The sequence below is a fragment of the Leucobacter chromiisoli genome (assembly GCF_016522505.1).
Classification (GTDB): Bacteria; Actinomycetota; Actinomycetes; order Actinomycetales; family Microbacteriaceae; genus Leucobacter; species Leucobacter chromiisoli.
Genome location: NZ_JAEHOH010000001.1, coordinates 28,090 through 48,401 on the forward strand (window position 1 = coordinate 28,090; position 20,312 = coordinate 48,401).

Here is a 20,312-nt window from a genome sequence, read left to right on the forward strand (position 1 = left end):
GGGGGGTCGCCCGGGGCCCCCCCGGGGTGGGGGGTTGGGTATCGCCCCCGACCCGCCCTTCGTGTGTCCGAGGACCGGTGCGGCTCGTGCCGCATCGGCCCTCGCGCGCGCGGTTGGTGGCCCCAGCGGTCCGAGCCTAGAAGGCGAGCGGGTTGCCCGACTCCTCGACCGCCTCGCGCACCTCGTCGCTCGTGAAGGCGCGCTTGAGCGCCTCGGTCTCCGGCGAGTCCTCGTCCTCCTCGCGCGTCACGAGCGAGACGGCGAAGCGCTCATCGCCCTCGGTCGCGATCGCATCGTCCTGCGGGGTGAGGCCGATCTGGCGGGCGAACGCCGGCAGGTTGAAGACCGCGTCGGCCTCCTCGTAGGCCGAGTTCAATGACAGCAGCTCGACCTGGGTGAACGCGAGGTCGCGCGGGTTGTCGGTGATGTCGTCGAGGGTCGCCCCGTACTGCTCGGCCGAGTCGTCGAGCTCGATGACGCCCTCGTCCGAGAGCAGGCGCAGCGCGCGCCCGGCGTTCGAGACGTCCTGCGGGATGACGACGCTGCCGCCGTCGGGCAGCTCGTCGAGGCTGTCGACGGTCTTCGAGTAGAAGCCCACCACGGTCTTGTACACGGGCTGCACGCGCACGAGCGAGGCGTCGTTCTTCTCGTTGAACTCCTCCATGAAGGGGAGGTGCTGCACGAAGTTCGCGTCGAGCTCGCCCGCCTGCAGCATCTGGTTCGGCTGCACGTAGTCGGCGACCTCGACGAGCTCGATCTCGTAGCCGTCCTCGATGGCCTCGCCCGCGGCGAGCACGATGTCGGTCATCGGCTCGGTGTGCGCCGCGACCTTCAGGGTGACGGTCTCGGTCTCCCCGCCGGAGGCGCCGCCCGAGGCGCCTCCGGAGCAGGCGGTGAGCGCGAGGGCGCAGGCGGCTGCGGCGGCGAGGGCGGCGGAGGCGGTCGTGCGGGCGGTGCGGAGTGTCATGCGGGATCCTTCCTGGTGGGTCCGGGTCGTGCCGGCCGGGATGAGTCGCGGGCGGGTGGCCGCGATCCGACTCGCTAGCGCTTGTCGAGCGCCACGGAGGCGCGTTGGCCGATGGTCTGGATGAGCTGCACGCACACGACGATGAGCACGATCGTGAGCAGCATCAGCCCGAAGTTGTAGCTCTGGTAGCCGTAGCGCAGCGCGAAATCGCCGATGCCCCCGCCGCCCACGACGCCCAGCACGGTCGAGTACGAGACGAGGCTGATCGTCGCCGAGGTCAGGGCGTAGACGAGCCCCGAGCGGGCCTCGACGAAGAGGAAGCGGAACACGATCTGCGGCACGCCGGCCCCCATCGACTGCGCGGCCTGCACGATCCCGCTCGGGATCTCGAGCAGGATCTGCTCGGCGAGGCGGGCGTAGATGGCGACCGCCACGAAGCACAGCGGGAACGTCGCGGCGACCGTGCCGTAGCTCGTCTGGAACACGAGCCTCGTCAGGGGGATGATGAACACGACGAAGAGCAGGAACGGGAACGACCTGACGACGGTCACGTAGAGGTTCGCGAGCGACCAGACGGCGCGGTTCTCGATCACCCCGCCCGCGCGGGTGAGGTAGATGAGCGTGCCCAGCGGCAGGCCGAGCAGGATCGCGCAGAGCAGCGACACGAGCACCATGTAGCCGGTCTCGGCCATCGCCTGCGCGATCTTGTCGCCGTACTCGGCGAAGAGCTCGGAGAGGAGGTTCACGACGGCCGGGGATCCGGCGGGGCCCGGCAGGGAACCCGGGCCGAGCAGATGCGGCGCGCTCACGAGAGCAGCACCGATCGCGCGTGCTCGAGGTAGCTCTCGGGCTTCTCCCGTCGCTCACCGCGCACCGTGAGGGTCTCGCGCAGGCGGCCGCCCTCGAACACCGCGGCGCGCCGGCAGATCGCCTTCACCACGTCGAGCTCGTGGGTGACGATGACGATCGTGGTGCCGAAGCGGTCGCGGGTGTGCACGAGCAGGTTCAGGATGTCGTGAGTGGTCTGGGTGTCGAGCGCCGAGGTCGGCTCGTCGCACAGCAGCACGCCCGGCCGCGTGACGAGGGATCTGGCGATCGCCACGCGCTGCTTCTCGCCGCCCGACAGCTGGGCCGGGTAGTTGCCGGCCCGGTGCGAGAGCGACACGAAGTCGAGCAGTTGATCCACGAACTCGCGATCGCGGGTGCGCTGCAGCTTCAGCGGCAGCTCGATGTTCTGCCGCACGGTGCGGTTGCCGAGCAGGTTGAAGCCCTGGAAGACGACGCCGATGCGACGGCGCATGGCCGCGAGCCGGGCCTTCGACAGCGTCGAGAGATCGGTGCCCTCGACCGAGACCCTGCCCGCGCTGGGCGACTCGAGGCCGTTGCAGAGACGCAGCAGGGTCGACTTGCCCGCGCCGCTCTCGCCGAGGATCCCGAAGATCTCGCCCGCCTCGACGGCGAGGCTGACGTCGTCGAGGGCGACCACCGCCGACCCCGCGGGGCCGCCGTAGTGCTTCGTGACGCCGGCGAACTCCACGGCGGGTGCGCTCGCGGGCGAGGCGGCCGCTGCGTCGGGAGCTGCGAGGGCGGGCATGGGAAGTCTCTCTCGGATGGCGTGGGGCCGGTGCGGCGCCGCGGGCGTTGCGGCGCCGCGGGCGTTGCGTTTTTGGACCGAGTTCAACTATACCGCTCGAGTGTGCTCCGTGCTGGATGCGCGGCCGCACTGGGCCTCCGCAGGCGCACGGGGCCTCCGCGGTTGCATCGGAACCACCGTGGTTTCGATGCAACCGCGGAGTTTCGCTGCGGATGTCTGGGCGGAGCGGGGAGCGGGGTGTCAGCGCGGGTCGTAGCGCCGCACGGTCTCGTGGCGCGCGACGAGATGCCGCAGCGCCCAGCGGTCGGCGTCGACGGCGCCGAGGGCCCGCGCCTGCACGAGCACGTTGCCGATCGCGGTCGCCTCCACCGGCCCCGCGATCACGGGGAGCCCCGCGCGGTCGGCCGTCAGCCGGCAGAGCAGCTCGTTGAGCGAGCCGCCGCCGACCAGGTGGATCGCCTCGATCCGGGTGCCGCCGAGCTCGGCCGCCCGGTGAGCCGCCTGCGCGAACGCGGCGGCGAGACTCTCGACGATCGCGCGGGCGATGCCGGCCCGCGTCCGGGGGCCCCGGAGGCCGTGCTCCTCGTACCACGCGGCGATCCTCGTCGGCATGTCGCCCGGCGGCAGGAACCGGGGGTCGTCGGCGTCGAAGATCGGCGCGCGCTCCGAGGCCTCCGCGGCGGCCGCCAGCAGTTCGGGCAGCGAGATCGACGCGCCGTCCTCGGCCTCCCAGCCGCGCACGGTCTCCGACAGCAGCCACAGCCCCATGACGTTGCGCAGCAGGCGGGTGGTGCCGTCGACGCCGGCCTCGTTCGTGAAGTTCGCCTCGCGGGCGGCCTCGGTGACCACGGGGTGCTCGAGTTCGACCCCCACGAGCGCCCAGGTGCCGCACGAGATGTAGGCGGCGGGCCCCTCCATCGGGGTCGCGAGCACGGCAGAGGCGGTGTCGTGGGATCCCACCGCGATGACGTCGACGGGGCGGCGATCCGAGCGGAGCGCGGCCGCGCCGCTGGCGGCACCGCCGCCGTCGGGCCGCTGGGCGTCGACGGCGCCCCACTCCGCCAGCAGCTCGGGTCGCAGGGAGCCGATGCGCCGCCCCGCGTCGATCAGCTCGGGCAGCAGGCGGGTCGGGATCCCGATCCGGTCGGCGAGATCCCGATCCCACTGCTGGGTGCGCACGTCGAGGAGGCCCGTGGTCGAGGCGTTGGTGCGCTCGGCCCGGAGCTCGCCGCTCAGCATCCACGAGAAGAGATCCGGGATCAGCAGGGCCGTCTCGGCGGCATCGAGCACGCCGTCGCCGAGCTCGGCGGCGAACTGGTAGAGCGTGTTGAAGGGCAGGAACTGCAAGCCGTTGCGGCCGTAGAGCTCGGCGAAGGGGGCGACGGCGTGCACCGCCTCGACCCCGCGGGCGGTGCGCTCGTCGCGGTAGTGGAACGGCAGCCCCAGCACCCGATCGCCCCGCAGCAGTCCGTAGTCGACTGCCCAGGAGTCGACGCCGATGCCGGCGAGATCCGGTTCGATCCGCAGGGCGGCGGCGAGGCCCTCGGCGGTGCCGCGCCACAGCGCGCCGAGATCGGTGTGCAGCCCGCTCGGCAGCCGCAGCGGTCGGTTCGGGAACCTCGCGAGCTGCTCGATGCGCAGCTCGTCGGGACCGACCCGGCCGAGCACGACCCGACCGCTCGTCGCGCCCAGGTCGACCGCGGCGACGGCGACGGATCCCGACGCGCGGCGCGCTCCCGAGCCGCCGGCCGGTTCGGGAGCGACGCCCGAACCGCCTCCGAGGGGGCCGCCGGCGCTCATCGCAGGAAGGCCGCCGCGACGCCCGCGTCGACCGGCACGTGCAGGCCGGTCGTGTGGCTGAGCTCGGGGCCGGTCAGCACGAACACCGCGTTCGCGACGTTCTCGGGCAGCACCTCGCGCTTCAGGATCGTGCGCTGGGCGTAGAACTTGCCGAGATCCTGCTCCTCGATGCCGTAGGTCTTGGCGCGGTTGGCGCCCCAGCCCGAGGCGAAGATGCCGGATCCCCGCACGACGCCGTCGGGGTTCACGCCGTTGACGCGGATCCCGTGCTCGCCGAGTTCGACGGCGAGCAGCCGCACCTGGTGCGCCTGGTCGGCCTTGGTCGCCGAGTAGGCGATGTTGTTCGGGCCCGCGAACACGCTGTTCTTCGAGGAGATGTAGACGATGTCGCCGCCCAGGCCCTGCTCGATCATGACGCGCGCGGTGGCCTGGGAGACGAGGAAGGATCCCTTCGCCATCACGTCGTGCTGCAGATCCCAGTCGGCCTCGGTGGTCTCGAGCAGCGGTTTCGACAGCGAGAGGCCGGCGTTGTTGACGATGAGGTCGAGGCCGCCGAAGGCGAGCACCGCCTCGTCGACGGCGCGGCGCACGGCCTCCGCGTCGGTGACGTTCGCCTGCACGCCGATCGCGACGTCGGAGCTGCCGAGCTCGGCCGCGGCGGCCCGCGCCTTCTCGAGGTCGAGGTCGGCGATGACCACGCACGCGCCCTCGGCCGCCAGGCGGGTCGCGATGGCCTTGCCGATGCCCGAGGCGGCGCCGGTGACGAGCGCGACGCGCGTGGCGTGGGTCTTGGGCTTCGGCATGCGCTGCAGCTTCGCCTCCTCGAGCGCCCAGTACTCGATGCGGAACTTCTCCTCGTCGGAGATCGGGGCGTAGCTCGAGAGCGCCTCGGCGCCGCGCATCACGTTGATCGCGTTGATGTAGAACTCGCCGGCGACGCGGGCGGTCTGCTTGTCCTTGCCGAAGCTGAACATGCCGACGCCGGGCACGAGCACGATCGCCGGATCGGCTCCGCGCATGGCGGGGCTCGCCTCGTCGGCGTGGGCGTCGTAGTACGCCGCGTAGTCGGCGCGATAGGCCTCGTGCAGTTCGCGCAGTCGGGCGATGCAGTCCTCGACGGGGGCGTCGGCCGGCAGATCGAGCACGAGCGGCTTCACCTTGGTGCGCAGGAAGTGGTCGGGGCAGCTGGTGCCGAGGGCGGCGAGGGGCTGCAGCTTCTCGTGGGCGCAGAACTCGAGCACGGCCGCGTCGTCGGTGAAGTGGCCGACCTGCGGGCGATCCTGCGAGGCGATGCCGCGGATCGTCGGCGCGAGCGCCGCGGCCTTGGCGCGCCGCTCGGCCTCGGGCAGCGCCTCGAAACCGGCGACGGCCGCGCCGAAGGGGTCGGCCTTGCCGTGCTGCTCGATGTACTTCGCGGCGGTGTCGATGATCCAGAGCGAGTTCTGCTCGGACTCCTCGGAGGTCTCGCCCCACGCGGTGATGCCGTGGCCGCCGAGGATGCAGCCGACGGCCTGCGGGTTGTCGCGCTTGATGTCGCGGATGTCGAGGCCGAGCTGGAAGCCGGGTCGGCGCCAGGGCACCCAGACCACCTGGTCGCCGAAGATCTTCCGGGTGAGATCCTCGCCGTCGGCGGCGGTCGCGATCGCGATGCCGGAGTCGGGGTGCAGGTGGTCGACGTGGTCGGCCTCGACGAGCCCGTGCATGGCGGTGTCGATCGAGGGGGCCGCGCCGCCGGTGCCGTGCAGGGTGTAGCTCATGGCCTCGACCATCTCGTCCTCGCGCTCGACGCCCGGGTAGACGTCGACCAGGGCGCGCAGGCGATCGAGGCGGAGCGCCGCGAGGCCCTGCTCGGTGAGGGTGCCGAGGTCGCCGCCCGACCCTTTGACCCAGAGCAGCTCGACCTCGTCGCCGGTGACGGGATCGGCCGCGGTGCCCTTCGCCGAGGTGTTGCCGCCCGCGTAGTTGGTGTTGCGGGGGTCGGAGCCGAGGCGGTTCGAGCGGGCGATGAGCGCCGCGGCTGCGGGGTGGGTGCCGGGGGTGCCGGGGTCGGCGGTGGTGCTCGAGTCGGGGGCGCTGGGTGCGTTCGTCATGGGGGCCTTCTGGTAGAGGGGCGTGATCCGGGAACACGGCCACCATAACCCGGTGAGTTTCGTTCGTCAATGAAATACTTTTGTTCGAAAGCTTCGCGGCGGTGGATGCTGCCCGGGGCCCGCCCTACTGGGGGGTATGGGCCTTGGTAGAAACCGCGCCCGGGGTTTCGGTTCCTCCGACGGCAGATCCACCGTCGGGGAGCCGGAGGCGAATAGGCTGAGCGGCGATGGGGTGACGATGGGATCCAGGAACGGAGCGCTGATGGCCGAGGGGGCGAACGGGAACCGGGGGGAGGAGATCCTCTCGGCGATCGAGGAGCACGGGGAGCTCTCGGTCGCCGCGCTCGCCGACCGCTTCGGGGTCTCCGAGGTGACGATCCGCAAGGATCTCGACCGGCTCGCCCGCCGCTCGCTCATCGAGCGCGTGCGCGGCGGCGCCCGCGTGCAGGCGGGCGCGGGGGAGGGCGCGTTCTCGGAGCGGCTCGGCCGCCACGCGACCGCGAAGCGCGCGATCGCGCGCCGGGCGTCCGAGCTCATCGGGCCGGGCGAGGTGGTGGCCCTCGACTCGTCGTCGACGAGCTACTTCCTGGCGCTCGAGCTGCTCGATCGTCCCGACCTCACCGTCGTCACGAGCTCGCTGCGGACGGCGCTGCTGCTCGCCGAGCAGTCGGAGCTCTCGATCTTCATGCTGGGGGGCGCCGTGCGCCGCACCTCGGGTGCGACGGTCGGCGCTCCCGACGATCTGCTGCGGGGGCTCGGCCGCATCGCGACGGCCTTCTTCGGCGCGACCACCATGTCGCCCGAGCGGGGGCTGCTCGAGCGGTCGGTCGCGGAGGCCGGGACGAAGCGTGCGATGGCCGCGGTGTCGGCGCAGGTCGTGGTGCTCTGCGACTCCTCCAAGCAGCAGGGCTTCGGCATGACGAGCGTCGTGCCGGCGCGCCGCATCGCCCGCATCGTGACCGACTCGGGATTCGATCCTGACCTCGCGGCATCCTGGGAGGCCGCCGGCGTCGCGGTCGACCGCGTGGAGCTGACGCGCCGCGGCTGAGGCCCGCTGCGACTGAGAGGCCCACCGTGGCTGAGAGGCGCGAGGGCCGCCGCGCGCCGTCACTCCCCGGTGAGGACCACCCTGTTGCCGTCGGGGTCGGCGAGCTGCAGGATGCGCCGCCGGCCGCCGCCGGGCCGCGGGCCCTCGTGTCGGATGCCGGCACGGGCGGCCCGCTCCGCGGCCGCATCGAGATCGGCGACGTCGAGTACGACGGTGGAGCCCCCGGCCCGGTCGGGCTCCGACCACACCTGCAGCCCGAAGGCGCGGTCGAGGTGCCACTCGATCAGGCCCGGCATGGGACGCGCGTCGGGTCCGCGCTCGAACAGGCGCGCGTACCACTGCTCGGCGCGGTCGAGGTCGGTGACGGTGCAGTTCGCGAGCATCCGATGGATCATGGTCGGCTCCTCCGCTGGTCGCCGCCGGGGATCGACGGACACCACGAGCCAATCACGGACGGCGGCGGAGGGGAAGCGGCCGCCTACGCCTCCTCCGTGATCGCGAAGATCAGCTCCGCGATCCGGTCGCCCAGCTCGTCGATGCCCTCCGGCGCGTCCCTGCCCGAGAGCGCCGAGATGCGCAGCGCTCGCTCGAACACACCGCCCAGGATCGGGACGGCCCGCTCGACGGGGATCGTGAAGCGGCGCCCGGCGGCCCCCACGACCCCCTCGACCATCGAGGCGAGGCCGTTCTTCGACCGGGTGAGGAAGTCGGCGAAGCCGGGGGCGAGCGAGGGATCCCGCATCGCGAGCAGGAGGAACTCGGTCTCGAGTACGAACCAGACGGTCTCGGGATCGGTGGGCGCGAAGAACTCGGCGACGTACTCTGCGACCTCAGCCCGCTCGAGGCACCCCTCTCGATCCCGCAGCAGCGGGGTGAGCTCGGTCACGCGCTGTTCCAGCTCATCGGTGCGCTGCTCGTACTCGCGGGCGAGTGCCGCGAGGAACAGTTCCTCCTTGCTCGAGAAGTTCGAGTAGAAGGCACCGCGCGTGAAGCCCGCGCGGGTGCACACGGCCTCGACGGACGCGCCCTGGAGCCCCTCCTCGACGAAGACCTCGGCCGCCGCATCGAGCAGGCGGGCGCGGGTCTCCTGTCGGCGCGGGCTCGGCCGAGCCTCGGGGGGACGGGTGTCGGTCATCCCCTCATCATGCCACGTTCAGGCTGTTCGAAGCCGCTCTCGATACATTGGTGTATCGAAGTCGATACGTTCGTGTATCGAGGTGGGATCGCAGTCCCCGCGTTCGCGGCCCCGCCCACGGACTCCACCTGCGCACGCCGTCCGATCGAAGGGATCGAATGTCCACGCTGCTCTATGCCCTCGGCCGCTGGGCCACGAGGGCCCGCACGCTCGTGCTCATGATCTGGGTCGCGATCCTCGCGCTGCTCGGCGCCGGCGCGCTGCTCTGGGGGCAGGGGGCGAACGCCCCGATCACGATCCCGGGCACCGAGTCGCAGGCGGCGATCGACAGCCTGGGGCGCACCTTCCCCGAGGTGAGCGGCACGAGCGCCACGATCATCGTGGTGGCTCCCGAGGGCGAGCGCGTCGACGGCGGCCCCTACGAGGGGCTCGTCGACGACGCGGCGGAGGAGCTCGAAGAGCTCGAGGCCGTCACCGCGGTGCAGACGCCCTTCAGCGAGCTCGCGAGCGGCGGCCTCTCCGACGACGGCCGCGCGGCCCTCCTCACGATCCAGCTCGAGGGCACGATGGACAGCGTGCCCGATTCCACCCTCGAGGGCATCGAGCGCGTCACGGACGAGCTGCAGGAGCGGCTGCCGAGCGGCGGGGAGGCCTCCTACGGCGGCGAGGCCTTCTCGGCCGAGGTGCCGGGCATCAGCCCGACCGAGGCCGTCGGCGTGGTCGTGGCCTTCATCGTGCTCGTCCTCACGCTGGGCTCGCTCATCGCCGCGGGCATGCCGCTGCTCATCGCCGTCATCGGCGTGGGCGTGTCGATCGCGGGCCTCTTCTTCGTCACGGCCTTCGTCGAGCTCACCTCGACGACGCCCATGCTCGCGCTCATGCTGGGGCTTGCGGTGGGCATCGACTACACCCTCTTCATCGTGAGCCGGCACCAGGAGCAGCTCCGCTCCGGTCTCGAGGTGCGCGAGTCGATCGCCCGGGCGACCGCCACGAGCGGATCGGCCGTGGTCTTCGCCGGTCTCACGGTGATCATCGCGCTGCTCGGTCTCTCGGTCGCCGGCATCCCCTTCCTCACCGCCCTCGGCGTCGCCGCCGCGGCCGCGGTGGGCATCGCCGTGCTCATCGCCGTGACGCTCACGCCCGCGGTGCTCGCCATGGCGGGCAGCAGGATCCTGCCCGCGAGGCAGCGGCGCGCGCTCGGGATCGCACCGGCCCCCGCATCGGCGGCGATCGCCGAGCCCGGAGACGGAACGGCCGTGTCGGCCGACTCGACGATCGTCGCCCCCTCGCGCGCGGAGCGGTTCTTCGGCCGGTGGGTCGGCCTCGCCACCGCGAAGCCGCTCGTCACGATCGTGTCGGTGCTCGTGCTGCTCGGCGTCGCCGCCGTGCCCGCGCTGCAGCTGCGGCTCGCCCTGCCGAACGCCACCTCTCTCGCCGTCGACGACCCGGCCCGCGTCACCTACGAGCTGACGGGAGAGCACTTCGGGGAGGGGGCGAACGGCCCGCTCCTGCTGACGGGCTCGATCATCACGAGCGAGGATCCGCTCGGCCTCATGGAGGATCTCGCCGACGAGGTCCGGGCGGTGCCCGGTGTCGCCGATGTGCCGCTCGCCACTCCCAACGCGGGCGCAGACACCGGCATCATCCAGGTGCAGCCCGAGGAGGGGCCGCACGCCGAGAGCACGGCGGAGCTCGTGCACGAGCTCCGGGACCGGCACGACGAGTGGGAGCGCGAGTACGGCGTCAGCCTCGCGGTGACGGGCTTCACGGCGGTCGGCATCGACGTCTCCGAGATGCTCATGCACGCCCTGCTGCCCTTCGGCGTGCTCGTCGTCGGGCTCTCGCTGATCCTGCTCGCGATGGTGTTCCGCTCGGTGTGGGTGCCCGTCAAGGCGACGCTCGGATTCCTGCTCTCGGTCGGCGCGGCGTTCGGAGCGGTCGTCGCCGTGTTCCAGTGGGGCTGGCTCGCCGATGCGCTGCACGTGAACTCGACGGGCCCGATCCTGAGCTTCATGCCGATCATCCTGATGGGCGTGCTGTTCGGCCTCGCCATGGACTACGAGGTGTTCCTCGTCTCGCGCATCCGCGAGGAGGTCGTGCACGGCGCCGACGCGCAGACCGCGATCCGTCGCGGCTTCGTCGGCTCGGCGAAGGTCGTGACCGCAGCGGCCGTCATCATGTTCGCCGTCTTCGCCGCGTTCGTGCCCGAGGGCGACCCGAGCATCAAGGTCATCGCGCTGGGTCTCGCCGTCGGGGTGTTCGTGGACGCGTTCATCGTGCGCATGACGCTCGTGCCGGCGGTGCTCGCCCTGCTCGGGGACCGGGCGTGGCGGATGCCGCGGTGGCTCGACCGGATACTGCCCGCCTTCGACGTCGAGGGCGAGGGGCTCGCCCGCGAGCTGGCGCGCGCCTCCTGGCCCGAGGACCGGCCAGACGCGAGGATCGCGAGCGAGGGGCTCGTGCTCGCAGCCGCCGGTTCGCCCGGCGTGGGCGGCTCGCCCGGCACGGGCGGTCCTGACGGTCCGAGCGGCACGGAGATCCCGGACCTGCGCGTGGGGCCGGGTGAGGCCCTGCTGCTCGACCCGACCGACCCGGCGGCGCTGCCGCTCGCCGAGGCGCTGAGCGGACGCGGCGGCCTCCTCGCCGGGACCGCGAAGATCGTCGGCCTCCTGCTGCCCGAGCGCGCGGGCTCGCTGCGCGCCCGGTCGGCGTGGGCCGTCCCGATGACGCTGCGCGAGGCGCTGCGGGATCGTCCGTCGCTCCTCGTGCTCGACCTCCGCAGCGCGGGAGCCGCTCCCGAGTCGGCAGGCCTCGACTCGCAGCGCTCGGCGCTGGAGGCGCGGGCGGTGGAGGCGGCCCGGGGCGCGGCTCCAGCGGTGACGCTGGTCGTGATCGGCGCGCGCGAGCACGCCGAGCGGGTGCTGCCCGGCGGGCTCGTGCTGCGGAGCGCGGCTCCTCCCGAGCGCGCCGATCGGGGCGGCTGGCGCCCCGCGACCGAGACTCCGACCGAGACCGACGCGATGGGAGCGAACCGATGAGCGCGACGACGAGCCGCCTGCGCGGCCGCCGGCCGGTGACCTGGCGCACCGTGATCGGTCTCGTACTGGTGCCGCTGACGGTGGCGGGCGTGCTGCTGTGGGGGCTGTGGAATCCGCAGGAGCGCCTCGAGGGCGTCACCGCGGCCGTCGTCAACCTCGACGAGCCGGCCGAGATCGACGGCCAGACCGTGCCGCTCGGGCGGGTGCTCGCGGGCGAGCTGATCGGGGGCGACGCCGATCAGAACTTCACCTGGGTGCTCACCGACGAGGACGACGCCTCCGAGGGGCTCGAAGACGGGCGCTACGCCACGGTCGTCACGATCCCCGAGAACTTCTCGAGCGCCGCGACCTCGCTGCAGGAGGGACCCGACGCCGCTGAGACGGCGACGATCGACATCGACACCTCCGACCGGGGGCGCCTGCTCGACTCGGCGCTCTCGAACATCGTCACCCAGACCGCCACCGGGGTGCTCAACCAGCAGCTCGGCGCGCAGTTCGTCGGCAACGTGTTCGTCGGCATGACCGAGCTGCACGGCGGCGTCGGCGATGCGGCCGACGGCGCCGCGGAGCTCGCGGACGGCGGATCCCAGCTCGCCGACGGCGCCGGAGAGCTCGCCGACGGCGCCGGCCAGCTGGCCGAGGGCACCGCGCAGCTCTCGGCGGGCGCCGCCGAGCTGTCGAGCGGCACGGGGCAGCTCGCGAGCGGCGTGGGCGAGTACGTCGGCGGCGCCGCGCAGCTCGCGCAGTCCTACCGACCGCTCGCGGAGGGGACGACCGCCGCGGTGTCGCAGCTGCAGGCGATCGTCGGTGCGCTCGCGCAGCTGGAGGGCGCGACGGCGGGGCCGCAGGCTCAGCTCGCCGAGGGGCTGACGGCGGCGGGCGCCGGCGCTCAGGGGCTCGGCGAGGACGCGGGCGCGCTCTACGCCGAGTGCCTCGCCTCGGGCGCCACGCAGGAGTTCTGCGACGGCATGCTCGGCACGCTGTCGAACCGGGCCGCCCAGATCGGCGGGGGCGTGCAGACCGCGTCCGACGGCGCCACCGGCCTCGGGAACGCGATGTCGGGCCTCGAGGGATCGCTCGGCGGGGGCTCGGGATCGGGCGGCGACCCGGCCACCCAGCTCGACCAGCTGATCGCCGGCACCGAGCAGTTCCGCGCGGGCCTCGAGACGTTCGCCGCGCAGGGATCGCAGCTCGCCTCGGGGGCGTCGCAGCTGTCGACGGGCGCCTCCCAGCTCGCAGCGGGCACGGGCGAGCTCGCCGCCCAGACTCCGCAGCTCGCCGACGGCGCCGCGCAGCTGGCCGATGGCACCCGGCAGTCCGCCGACGGCGCCGATCAGCTGGCGCAGGGGCTGCGCACCGCCGCGGACGAGATCCCGAACTACTCCGAGGCCGAGCGCGAGCGCGTCTCCGACACCGCCGTGCGGCCCGTCGAGGCGACCGGGGCGAGCGACGAGCTGTTCAACGCGTCGGGCGTGCCCCTGTTCGCGGGCATCGCGCTCTGGGCCGGTGCGCTCGCGGCGTTCCTCGTGCTCGCGCCGCTGTGGCGGCGCACGCGGGACGCGGCGCGCGGTGTGCTCGCCATCACCCTGCGCAGCTCCCTGCCCGCTCTCGGACTCGGAGCGGCCCAGGGCGCCATCGCGGGGGTCGTGCTGCCCGTCGCCCTCGGCTACGACGCGGCGCAGGGGCTCGGGTTCTTCGGCCTCGCGCTGATGGCGGGGATCGCCTTCGCGCTCGTCGCGCAGGGACTCTCCGCGCTGCTCGGCGGCCTCGGCAGGTTCGTCGCCTTCGCGCTGCTCATCGTGTCCTTCGCGGTCGGCATCGTCGCGACCGTGCCCGGGCCGCTGCAGGCGATCAGCGACGCCAGCCCGATCGGCGCAGCCTTCGCCGGCTTCCAGGCCGTCGCGACCGGTGCCGGGGGCGGGGGAGGGAGTGCCCTGCTGCTGGCGCTCTGGGGCCTCGGCGGGGTCGTGCTCACGGGCCTGGCGGTGATGCGGGCGCGGCGGGTGCGGTGACGAAGGAGATGGACGCGCCGCCGTCGATCTTGAGGTCGAGGCCGTTCACGTGCGAGGAGCGGTCGCTCGCCAGGAAGACGATGGCCTCCGCGACCTCCTCGGCGTGCGTGAAGCGCCCGGTGGGCACGAAGTCGAGCCTCCGTCTGCGGCCCTCCTCGTCGACGAGCTCGGTGAAGAGCGGGGTCTCCACGGGGCCGGGCGACACCGTGTTCGCCCGCAGCCCCTGCTTCGCGAACTCGACCGCGATGTCCGCGGTGAGGGCGAGCACGCCGCCCTTCGTCGCCGAGTAGGCGATGCCCGGCACGGCCGAGCCGAGCGACCCGAGCATCGAGGCCGTGTTCACGAGGGAACCGCCCCCTCCCCGCAGCATGAGCGGGATCCCGTGCTTGTTGACGAGGAACATCGACGTCAGGTTCGCGCGCACCGTCATCTCCCACGCGGAGAGGTCGGTGCTGATCACGCTGCCGTCCTCGGCCGGGGCGATCCCCGCGTTGCTGCACAGCACGTCGAGGCGCCCGAACTCGGCATCCACGCGCGCGAATGCGGCGGCGACCGCCTCCTCGTCGCTCAGCTCCGCGACGATGAAGCGGTCGCACGCGTGCGGGGCGTCGCGACGGTCCATCCCGACGACGACGGCCCCCTCGCGGCGCAGGGCTTCGGCGGTGGCCCGGCCGATGAGGCCCGCGGCCCCGGTGACGACGGCGATCTTGTTCTCCAGCACGGCGGCTCCCTTCGCCCGGGATCCTGGCGTCCCGAGATGCTCCGACCGTAACCGCCGCCGGATGGTGCGCGAACTGTTCGCCGCGACTACTGCCGAGCGCGACTCTTGTGCCGTCGCACATAGATGGGGTGTCGGCGTACGCAACAGGCTTGTGAGAGCTCGCGATACCAACGGAGGTGCTGCGAGTCCCGCAATTCTGACACACGCAACACGTGCCTGCTAGTCGCGATGGAGGACAGGAATGGCAACGAAACAACTACGAAGGGCAGGGGCGGTCGCGCTCGCGCTCGGAACGGCGACCGCGCTCGCCGCCTGCTCCGGCCAGGTCTCCGTGGGCGAGGGCGGCGACGCCGACGCGACCCTCATCTACGACCTCGGCCTCGAGATGACGACGCTCGACCCCGCGAGCACCTTCGACGTGTCGGCGTCGACCGTCAACTCGCAGATCTACGAGCAGCTCGTCGACTACGACCCCGAGAGCGGGGAGATCGTCGGAGAGCTCGCGGACTCCTGGGAGATGAACGACGACGCCACCGAGTACCGCTTCACCCTGCGCGACGACGTCACCTTCGAGAGCGGCGGCACGCTCGGCTCGAAGGACGTCGTCTTCGCCCTGGACCGCCTGAAGAACCTCCAGGGCCCGCCCGCCTACCTGATGGACGGGCTGACCGTCACCGCCGACGGCGACGAGGTCGTCGTGATCTCCAGCGAGGTGCCGAAGCCCGAGCTCCCCGCGATGCTCGCGAACGAGAACTTCTCGGTCTACGACTCGGAGGCGGTGCAGGAGCACGGCGCGGTCTCCGACGAGACGGCGGCGACCGCGGACGAGGCCGGCGACATCTTCTTCAGCGAGTCCTTCGGCTCGGGGCCCTACTCGCTCGCCGGGTACGAGCCCAACGCGCAGGTCGAGCTCGCCGCGAGCGAGAACTGGCGCGGCGACGCGCCCGACTTCTCGAAGGTGCTGGTCCGCAACTCCCGCAGCATCCAGCAGCAGATCCTGAACATCCAGAACGGCGGATCGGATCTGACGAACTCGCTGTCGTCGCCGCAGGTCTCCGAGCTGGACGAGAGCAAGGTGAACGTGGTCAGCCAGCCCCTGCCGCAGGTGATCTACCTGGCGCTGACGAACTCGGGCGGGCCGACGGTCAACGACGACTTCCGCAAGGCGGTCGCCCTCGGCCTCGACTACGACGGCCTCCTCGAGATGGCGGGCGACGGCGCGCGTCAGGCCACCGGTGTGATCCCGACGGTGCTCGAGGGCTCGATCCCCGAGGGCGAGGGCCTCACGCGCGACGTCGAAGCGGCGAAGGCCGCGCTCGCCGCCAGCGGCGTGGGCGACCAGACGCTCTCCATCTCCTTCGGCAGCGACTACGCGGTCGGCGGGCAGGACATGGGGCTCTTCGCCCAGAAGATCCAGTCCGACCTAGAGGAGATCGGCATGAACGTCGAACTGGACGGCGCCCCCACCCAGGTCTCGCGCACCGCGAACCAGGAGGGCAAGGTGCAGGCCGCGCTCTGGCCCTTCCCGCCGGACTACGCCGACGCCAGCCAGTTCCTCATCCACAGCCCGGGCGGTCTGCTCGCGGAGCGCGCGCACTGGAGCGCGGACCAGGCGCCCGACATCGCGGCGCTCGCCGACACGGCGCAGCGGGTGGTCGACCGCGACGAGCGCGCCGAGGCGTACGAGACCTGGGCGCGGGCGATCCGCGACACGAACCGCTTCATCGCGGTCGTCGAGGTGCCGCAGAACCTCGTGTCCTCGAAGCGGGTGGGCAACCTGAACATGGACGTGACCGGTCAGACCTCGCTGGACACGCTGACGCTCGAGCAGTAGGCGGGAACCATCGTGACAGTGTCAGTCGGCACCGCGGCCGGGGCGGCCGGAGCCAGAGTGCTCCGGTTGTCCCGGCACCCCGTCCTCTCCTACACCCTGCGCCGTCTCGGCCTGACCCTGTTCCTCGCGTTCGGGGTGACGGTCGTCACGTTCGTGCTCACCACGCTCGTGCCGATCGACCCGGCCGTCGCCGCCCTCGGCGAGCGGGCGGCGGCGGATCCCGACATCGTCGCCGCCTACCGGGAGAAGTACGGCCTCGACAAGCCGCTCATCGTGCAGTACTGGGTGTACGTCACGGGGCTGATCCAGGGCGACTGGGGCATGTCCCAGCAGACGCAGCGGCCCGTGCTCCAGGACCTCATGAGCTACGCGCCCGCGACCCTCGAGCTCGTCTTCGCGACGATCGTGCTCGCGGTGGTCACCGGGGTGCTGGTGGGGCTGGCGGCCGCGCTCTACCGCAACAGGTTCCCCGACCACTTCGCCAGGGTCCTCGCCCTGCTCGGGGTGAGCACGCCGATCTTCTGGTTCGGCATCGTGATGACGATGATCTTCTTCGCCCAGCTCGGCTGGCTCCCGAGCGGCGGCCGGGTCGACCCGGGCCTCCCGAAGATCCAGGGCGGCACGGGCTTCATGCTCGTCGACGCCGTGCTCGCGGGGCAGCCCGCGATCTTCTGGTCGGCGGTGCGGCACCTGATCCTCCCCTCGATCGTGCTGGGCCTCAGCACGCTGGGGCTCATCATCAGGATCACCCGCGCCTCCGTGCTCGAGGTGCTCGGCAACGACTACGTGCGGGCGGGGCGCGCCAAGGGGCTCGGCCGCGGCACCGTCGTGAGCCGTTACGTGCTGCGCGCGGCGTCGGGGTCGATCCTGACGGTCACCGGCGTCGCCTTCGGCGGCCTGCTCGCGGGCACCGTGCTCATCGAGACGGTCTTCAACTGGCCGGGTCTGGGGCTCTACGCCTACCGCTCGGCCACGACGGCGGACCTGAACGCGATCATGGGCGTCACGCTGTTCGTCTCGACCGCCTACATCCTCGTCAACCTGATCGTCGACCTGTGCTACATGGTCCTGGATCCGAGAGTGAGGCTCACATGAGCACCCAGCCGGAGGTCTCCGTCCCGCAGACCACCACCTCGATCCCCGCGGCCGTCGAACGCCGGCGCATGAAGGCCGCGGCCACCGGGGGCGCCGTGAAGCGCGTGGTGCGGATGCCGCTCTTCGCGATCAGCCTCGGCATCGTGCTGGTGTGGGTGATCGTCATCGTCTTCGCGGACCAGATCGCGCCCTACGGCGCCGCGGCCCAGATCGCCGCACCGCTCGCTCCCCCGTCTCCCGAGCACCTGTTCGGCACCGACGAGCTCGGGCGCGACGTGTTCAGCCGCGTGGTCCACGGCGCCAGGATCTCGCTGGTCTTCGCCGTGATCCTCGTGATCGCCGCCATGCTCATCGGCACGCTCATCGGCCTCGTGTCGGGGTTCTTCGGCGGGTGGATCGACGAGGCGCTGATGCGGCTCGTGGATCTCTTCTTCGCCTTCCCCGTCGTGATCCTCGCGATGGCGGTCGCCGCCGCGCTCGGTGCGAGCGTGCAGAACGCCGTGCTCGCCGGCATCGTCGTGAGCTGGCCCATCTACGCGAGAACCGTGCGCGGGCTCGTGGTCGGCTACCGCGACGCGGAGTTCGTGATCTCGAGCCGGCTGGCCGGCATCGGGTCGGGCCGCTCGATCGCGGTCGACCTGCTGCCGAGCATCGCGGGGCCGACGCTGGTGCTGGCGACGCAGGACATCGGCACGGCGATCCTGCTGCTCGCGAGCCTCTCGTTCCTCGGCGTGGGCGCCCAGCCGCCGATGCCGGAGTGGGGAGCGATGATCTCGGCGGGAGTGACCCACTTCAACGCCTGGTGGATCGCGGTGTTCCCGGGTCTCGCCATCGTCACGGTCGCGCTCGCCTTCAACCTGCTGGGCGACGGTCTGCGCGACATGCTCGACCCGAAGATGAAGCGCTCGGTGCCGCGGCCCTCACAGAGGAGGAAGAAATGAGCCTGCTCGCAGTCGAAGACCTCAGCATCTCGCTGCCGATCGGCGGGCGGATGGTGCCGATCGTCGAGGGGATCGACCTCTCGCTCGAGCGGGGCGAGGTGCTCGGCATCGCCGGCGAGAGCGGCAGCGGGAAGACGCTGTCGGCGATGGCCGTCATGGGTCTGCTGCCGAAGGAGGCCGAGGTCGCCGGCTCGATCCGCTTCGAGGGCCGCGAGCTGACGACGCTCGGAGAGCGCGAGTTCGGGCGGATCCGCGGCAACGACATCGCGATGGTGTTCCAGGATCCGCTGAGCAGCCTGCACCCGATGCTGACCGTCGAGGGGCAGCTCACCGATCACCTGCGGAAGCACCGCGGCCTGAACCGCCGGGCCGCCCGCGCCCGCGCGACCGAGCTGCTGGAGCTCGTGCGCCTGCCGAATCCGGCGAAGACGCTCCGCGCCTACCCGCATCAGCTCTCGGGCGGTATGCGGCAGCGCGTCGCCATCGCCACGGCGCTCGCCTGCGAGCCGTCGCTGCTCATCGCGGACGAGCCGACGACGGCGCTCGACGTCACGGTGCAGGCGGGCATCATCGAGCTGCTGCTGCGCCTCACGGGGGAGATGGACATCGGGGTGATGATCGTCACCCACGACCTCGGCGTGCTGTCGAGCATCGCCGACCGGCTCGCCGTGTTCTACGCCGGGCAGATCGTCGAGACCGCCGCAGCGTCCACCGTGTTCCGCGAGCCCACGCACCCCTACACCGAGGCGCTGCTCGCGGCCGTGCCCCACCGGGACGACGACGGCGACGTCGTGCTGCAGCCGATGCGCGGCGCTCCGCCCGGGGCGGGGGAGTGGGCCGAGGGCTGCCGCTTCAACCCGCGCTGCGGCTACGTCGAGCCGGTGTGCCGGGTGCGCGCGCCGCAGCTCCTGGAGTTCGTCCCGGGCCATAGTGCGGCCTGCCACGTGAAGGGAATCGCATCATGAGCGCAGCGCTGCTCAGCGTGAACGACGTCTCGATCGAGTACAAGCGGGGCGACCGCATGGTGATCAAGGCGGTGAACGGCGTCAGCTTCGAGCTCGGCCGGGGGGAGATCCTCGGCGTGGTCGGCGAGAGCGGATGCGGCAAGTCCACGCTGGCGAAGGGGATCATGGGCCTCGTCCCGCTGGCGGCCGGATCGATCGAGTTCGACGGCGAGCCGGTGCGGCCGCTCGGCCGCCGCAGGCGCGACGAGGCGCAGCTGCCCGTGCAGATGATCTTCCAGGATTCGGCGGCGGCGCTGAATCCCCGGCGCACCATCGGGGCCCAGATCTCCGAGGTGGTCTCGCTGCGGGTGAAGCAGCGGGGCGAGCAGGGCGTCAACTCGGTGAACGAGGTCGCCGACGTGCTGCGCAAGGTGGGTCTTCCGCCGTCGGCCGCGATGAAGTACAGCCACGAGTTCTCGGGAGGTCAGCGGCAGCGCATCGCCCTCGCGCGGGCGCTCGCCTCGAAGCCGAAGGTGATCGTCGCTGACGAGCCGATCTCGGCGCTCGACGCCTCGGCCCAGGCGTATGCCGCGCGGCTGCTGGTGGAGGTCTGCCGGGAGGAGGGCATCGCCCTCGTGTTCATCTCGCACGACCTCGCCGTGGTGCGGGCGATAGCCGACCGCGTCGTGGTGATGTACCTGGGCCGGGTCGCCGAGACGGGGCCCACGCGCGACGTGTGGCGGGATCCGAAGCATCCCTACGCCCAGGCGCTCATCGGCGCGATCCCCGTGCCCGACGGCTCCGGGCGGCGCCCGCAGACGCTGGTGGGGGAGGTGCCTGATCCCGCGAACGCGCCCACGGGCTGCGTCTTCCACCCCCGCTGCCCCCATCGCTTCGAGGGCTGCGACACCGAGGTGCCGGAGCTCGTGCGCTTCGACGGCGCGCGCGCCGCCGCCTGCCGCCTGCTCGACCCCGAGGCGGTCGGAGCCCGGACCGCGGTCGACTATGCGCGGGCACAGTGAGGGTCGCACTTGCTGTGCGGCGGAACATGTAGGACGGACCGGCCGATCAATACCGTTTGGTAATGAGCCGC

At 72.1% G+C, this 20,312-nt stretch carries 16 protein-coding genes; 8 read left to right on the forward strand and 8 right to left on the reverse strand.

All coding sequences use genetic code 11. The features are described from left to right. Nucleotides 1–136: 136 nt before the first annotated feature. The 5 genes from JD276_RS00165 to JD276_RS00185 all read right to left on the reverse strand — a co-directional run bounded on the left by JD276_RS00165 (nucleotide 137) and on the right by JD276_RS00185 (nucleotide 6,451). Nucleotides 137–967, reverse strand: coding sequence for a MetQ/NlpA family ABC transporter substrate-binding protein (locus tag JD276_RS00165; protein WP_200112562.1), 831 nt, complete (start codon nucleotides 965–967; stop codon nucleotides 137–139). Nucleotides 968–1,041: 74 nt separating this feature from the next. After that, nucleotides 1,042–1,776 (reverse strand): methionine ABC transporter permease, encoded by a 735-nt coding sequence (locus JD276_RS00170; RefSeq protein ID WP_307866360.1) that lies wholly within the window; start codon nucleotides 1,774–1,776, stop codon nucleotides 1,042–1,044. Continuing rightward, nucleotides 1,773–2,561, reverse strand: a complete 789-nt coding sequence (locus JD276_RS00175) for a methionine ABC transporter ATP-binding protein (RefSeq protein WP_200112564.1) — start codon at nucleotides 2,559–2,561, stop codon at nucleotides 1,773–1,775. The genes JD276_RS00170 and JD276_RS00175 overlap by 4 nt, the downstream gene beginning before the upstream one ends. 240 nt (nucleotides 2,562–2,801) lie before the next feature. Then, a complete protein-coding gene (locus JD276_RS00180; RefSeq protein WP_200112567.1) occupies nucleotides 2,802–4,361 on the reverse strand; it encodes a rhamnulokinase in 1,560 nt (519 codons plus the stop codon). Continuing rightward, nucleotides 4,358–6,451 carry a bifunctional aldolase/short-chain dehydrogenase gene (locus JD276_RS00185; RefSeq protein WP_200112569.1) on the reverse strand — a complete coding sequence of 698 codons (2,094 nt, stop codon included), beginning with the start codon at nucleotides 6,449–6,451 and terminating at the stop codon, nucleotides 4,358–4,360. Before JD276_RS00185 ends, JD276_RS00180 begins: the two co-directional genes overlap by 4 nt. 238 nt (nucleotides 6,452–6,689) lie before the next feature. Here JD276_RS00185 and JD276_RS00190 point away from each other — a divergent pair, with 238 nt between their 5' ends. Next, nucleotides 6,690–7,499 carry a DeoR/GlpR family DNA-binding transcription regulator gene (locus JD276_RS00190; RefSeq protein ID WP_200112571.1) on the forward strand — a complete coding sequence of 270 codons (810 nt, stop codon included), beginning with the start codon at nucleotides 6,690–6,692 and terminating at the stop codon, nucleotides 7,497–7,499. A 59-nt stretch (nucleotides 7,500–7,558) separates the two neighbouring features. Here the strand turns inward: JD276_RS00190 and JD276_RS00195 are convergent, their stop codons facing one another. Further along, nucleotides 7,559–7,894, reverse strand: a complete 336-nt coding sequence (locus JD276_RS00195) for a VOC family protein (protein WP_200112573.1) — start codon at nucleotides 7,892–7,894, stop codon at nucleotides 7,559–7,561. Nucleotides 7,895–7,977: 83 nt separating this feature from the next. Then, nucleotides 7,978–8,634, reverse strand: coding sequence for a TetR/AcrR family transcriptional regulator (locus JD276_RS00200; RefSeq protein ID WP_200112575.1), 657 nt, complete (start codon nucleotides 8,632–8,634; stop codon nucleotides 7,978–7,980). A 158-nt stretch (nucleotides 8,635–8,792) separates the two neighbouring features. Here JD276_RS00200 and JD276_RS00205 point away from each other — a divergent pair, with 158 nt between their 5' ends. Both JD276_RS00205 and JD276_RS00210 read left to right on the forward strand, forming a co-directional pair. Next, nucleotides 8,793–11,672 carry an MMPL family transporter gene (locus tag JD276_RS00205; protein WP_200112577.1) on the forward strand — a complete coding sequence of 960 codons (2,880 nt, stop codon included), beginning with the start codon at nucleotides 8,793–8,795 and terminating at the stop codon, nucleotides 11,670–11,672. Continuing rightward, complete coding sequence (locus JD276_RS00210) at nucleotides 11,669–13,684, forward strand: YhgE/Pip domain-containing protein (RefSeq protein WP_200112579.1); 2,016 nt, start codon at nucleotides 11,669–11,671, stop codon at nucleotides 13,682–13,684. The genes JD276_RS00205 and JD276_RS00210 overlap by 4 nt, the downstream gene beginning before the upstream one ends. On the opposite strand, the gene JD276_RS00215 is transcribed toward JD276_RS00210, so the two are convergent. Beyond that, the gene (locus tag JD276_RS00215) at nucleotides 13,644–14,405 is read right to left on the reverse strand and encodes an SDR family oxidoreductase (protein ID WP_200112581.1); all 762 of its coding nucleotides are present in this window, start codon (nucleotides 14,403–14,405) and stop codon (nucleotides 13,644–13,646) included. The two genes, JD276_RS00210 and JD276_RS00215, sit on opposite strands and share 41 nt — an antisense overlap. Nucleotides 14,406–14,646: 241 nt before the next feature. Between JD276_RS00215 and JD276_RS00220 the strand changes: the two genes are divergently transcribed. From JD276_RS00220 to JD276_RS00240, 5 genes are read left to right on the forward strand one after another with little or no spacing between them, the layout of a single operon-like run. Continuing rightward, nucleotides 14,647–16,239, forward strand: coding sequence for an ABC transporter substrate-binding protein (locus JD276_RS00220; protein ID WP_200112583.1), 1,593 nt, complete (start codon nucleotides 14,647–14,649; stop codon nucleotides 16,237–16,239). A gap of 12 nt (nucleotides 16,240–16,251) precedes the next feature. After that, nucleotides 16,252–17,334, forward strand: a complete 1,083-nt coding sequence (locus tag JD276_RS00225) for an ABC transporter permease (RefSeq protein WP_307866361.1) — start codon at nucleotides 16,252–16,254, stop codon at nucleotides 17,332–17,334. Next, a complete protein-coding gene (locus JD276_RS00230) occupies nucleotides 17,331–18,275 on the forward strand; it encodes an ABC transporter permease (protein ID WP_233615150.1) in 945 nt (314 codons plus the stop codon). The genes JD276_RS00225 and JD276_RS00230 overlap by 4 nt, the downstream gene beginning before the upstream one ends. Further along, the gene (locus tag JD276_RS00235) at nucleotides 18,272–19,240 is read left to right on the forward strand and encodes an ABC transporter ATP-binding protein (protein WP_200112585.1); all 969 of its coding nucleotides are present in this window, start codon (nucleotides 18,272–18,274) and stop codon (nucleotides 19,238–19,240) included. Before JD276_RS00230 ends, JD276_RS00235 begins: the two co-directional genes overlap by 4 nt. After that, nucleotides 19,237–20,241 carry an ABC transporter ATP-binding protein gene (locus JD276_RS00240; protein WP_200112587.1) on the forward strand — a complete coding sequence of 335 codons (1,005 nt, stop codon included), beginning with the start codon at nucleotides 19,237–19,239 and terminating at the stop codon, nucleotides 20,239–20,241. The genes JD276_RS00235 and JD276_RS00240 overlap by 4 nt, the downstream gene beginning before the upstream one ends. Nucleotides 20,242–20,312 lie beyond the last annotated feature (71 nt).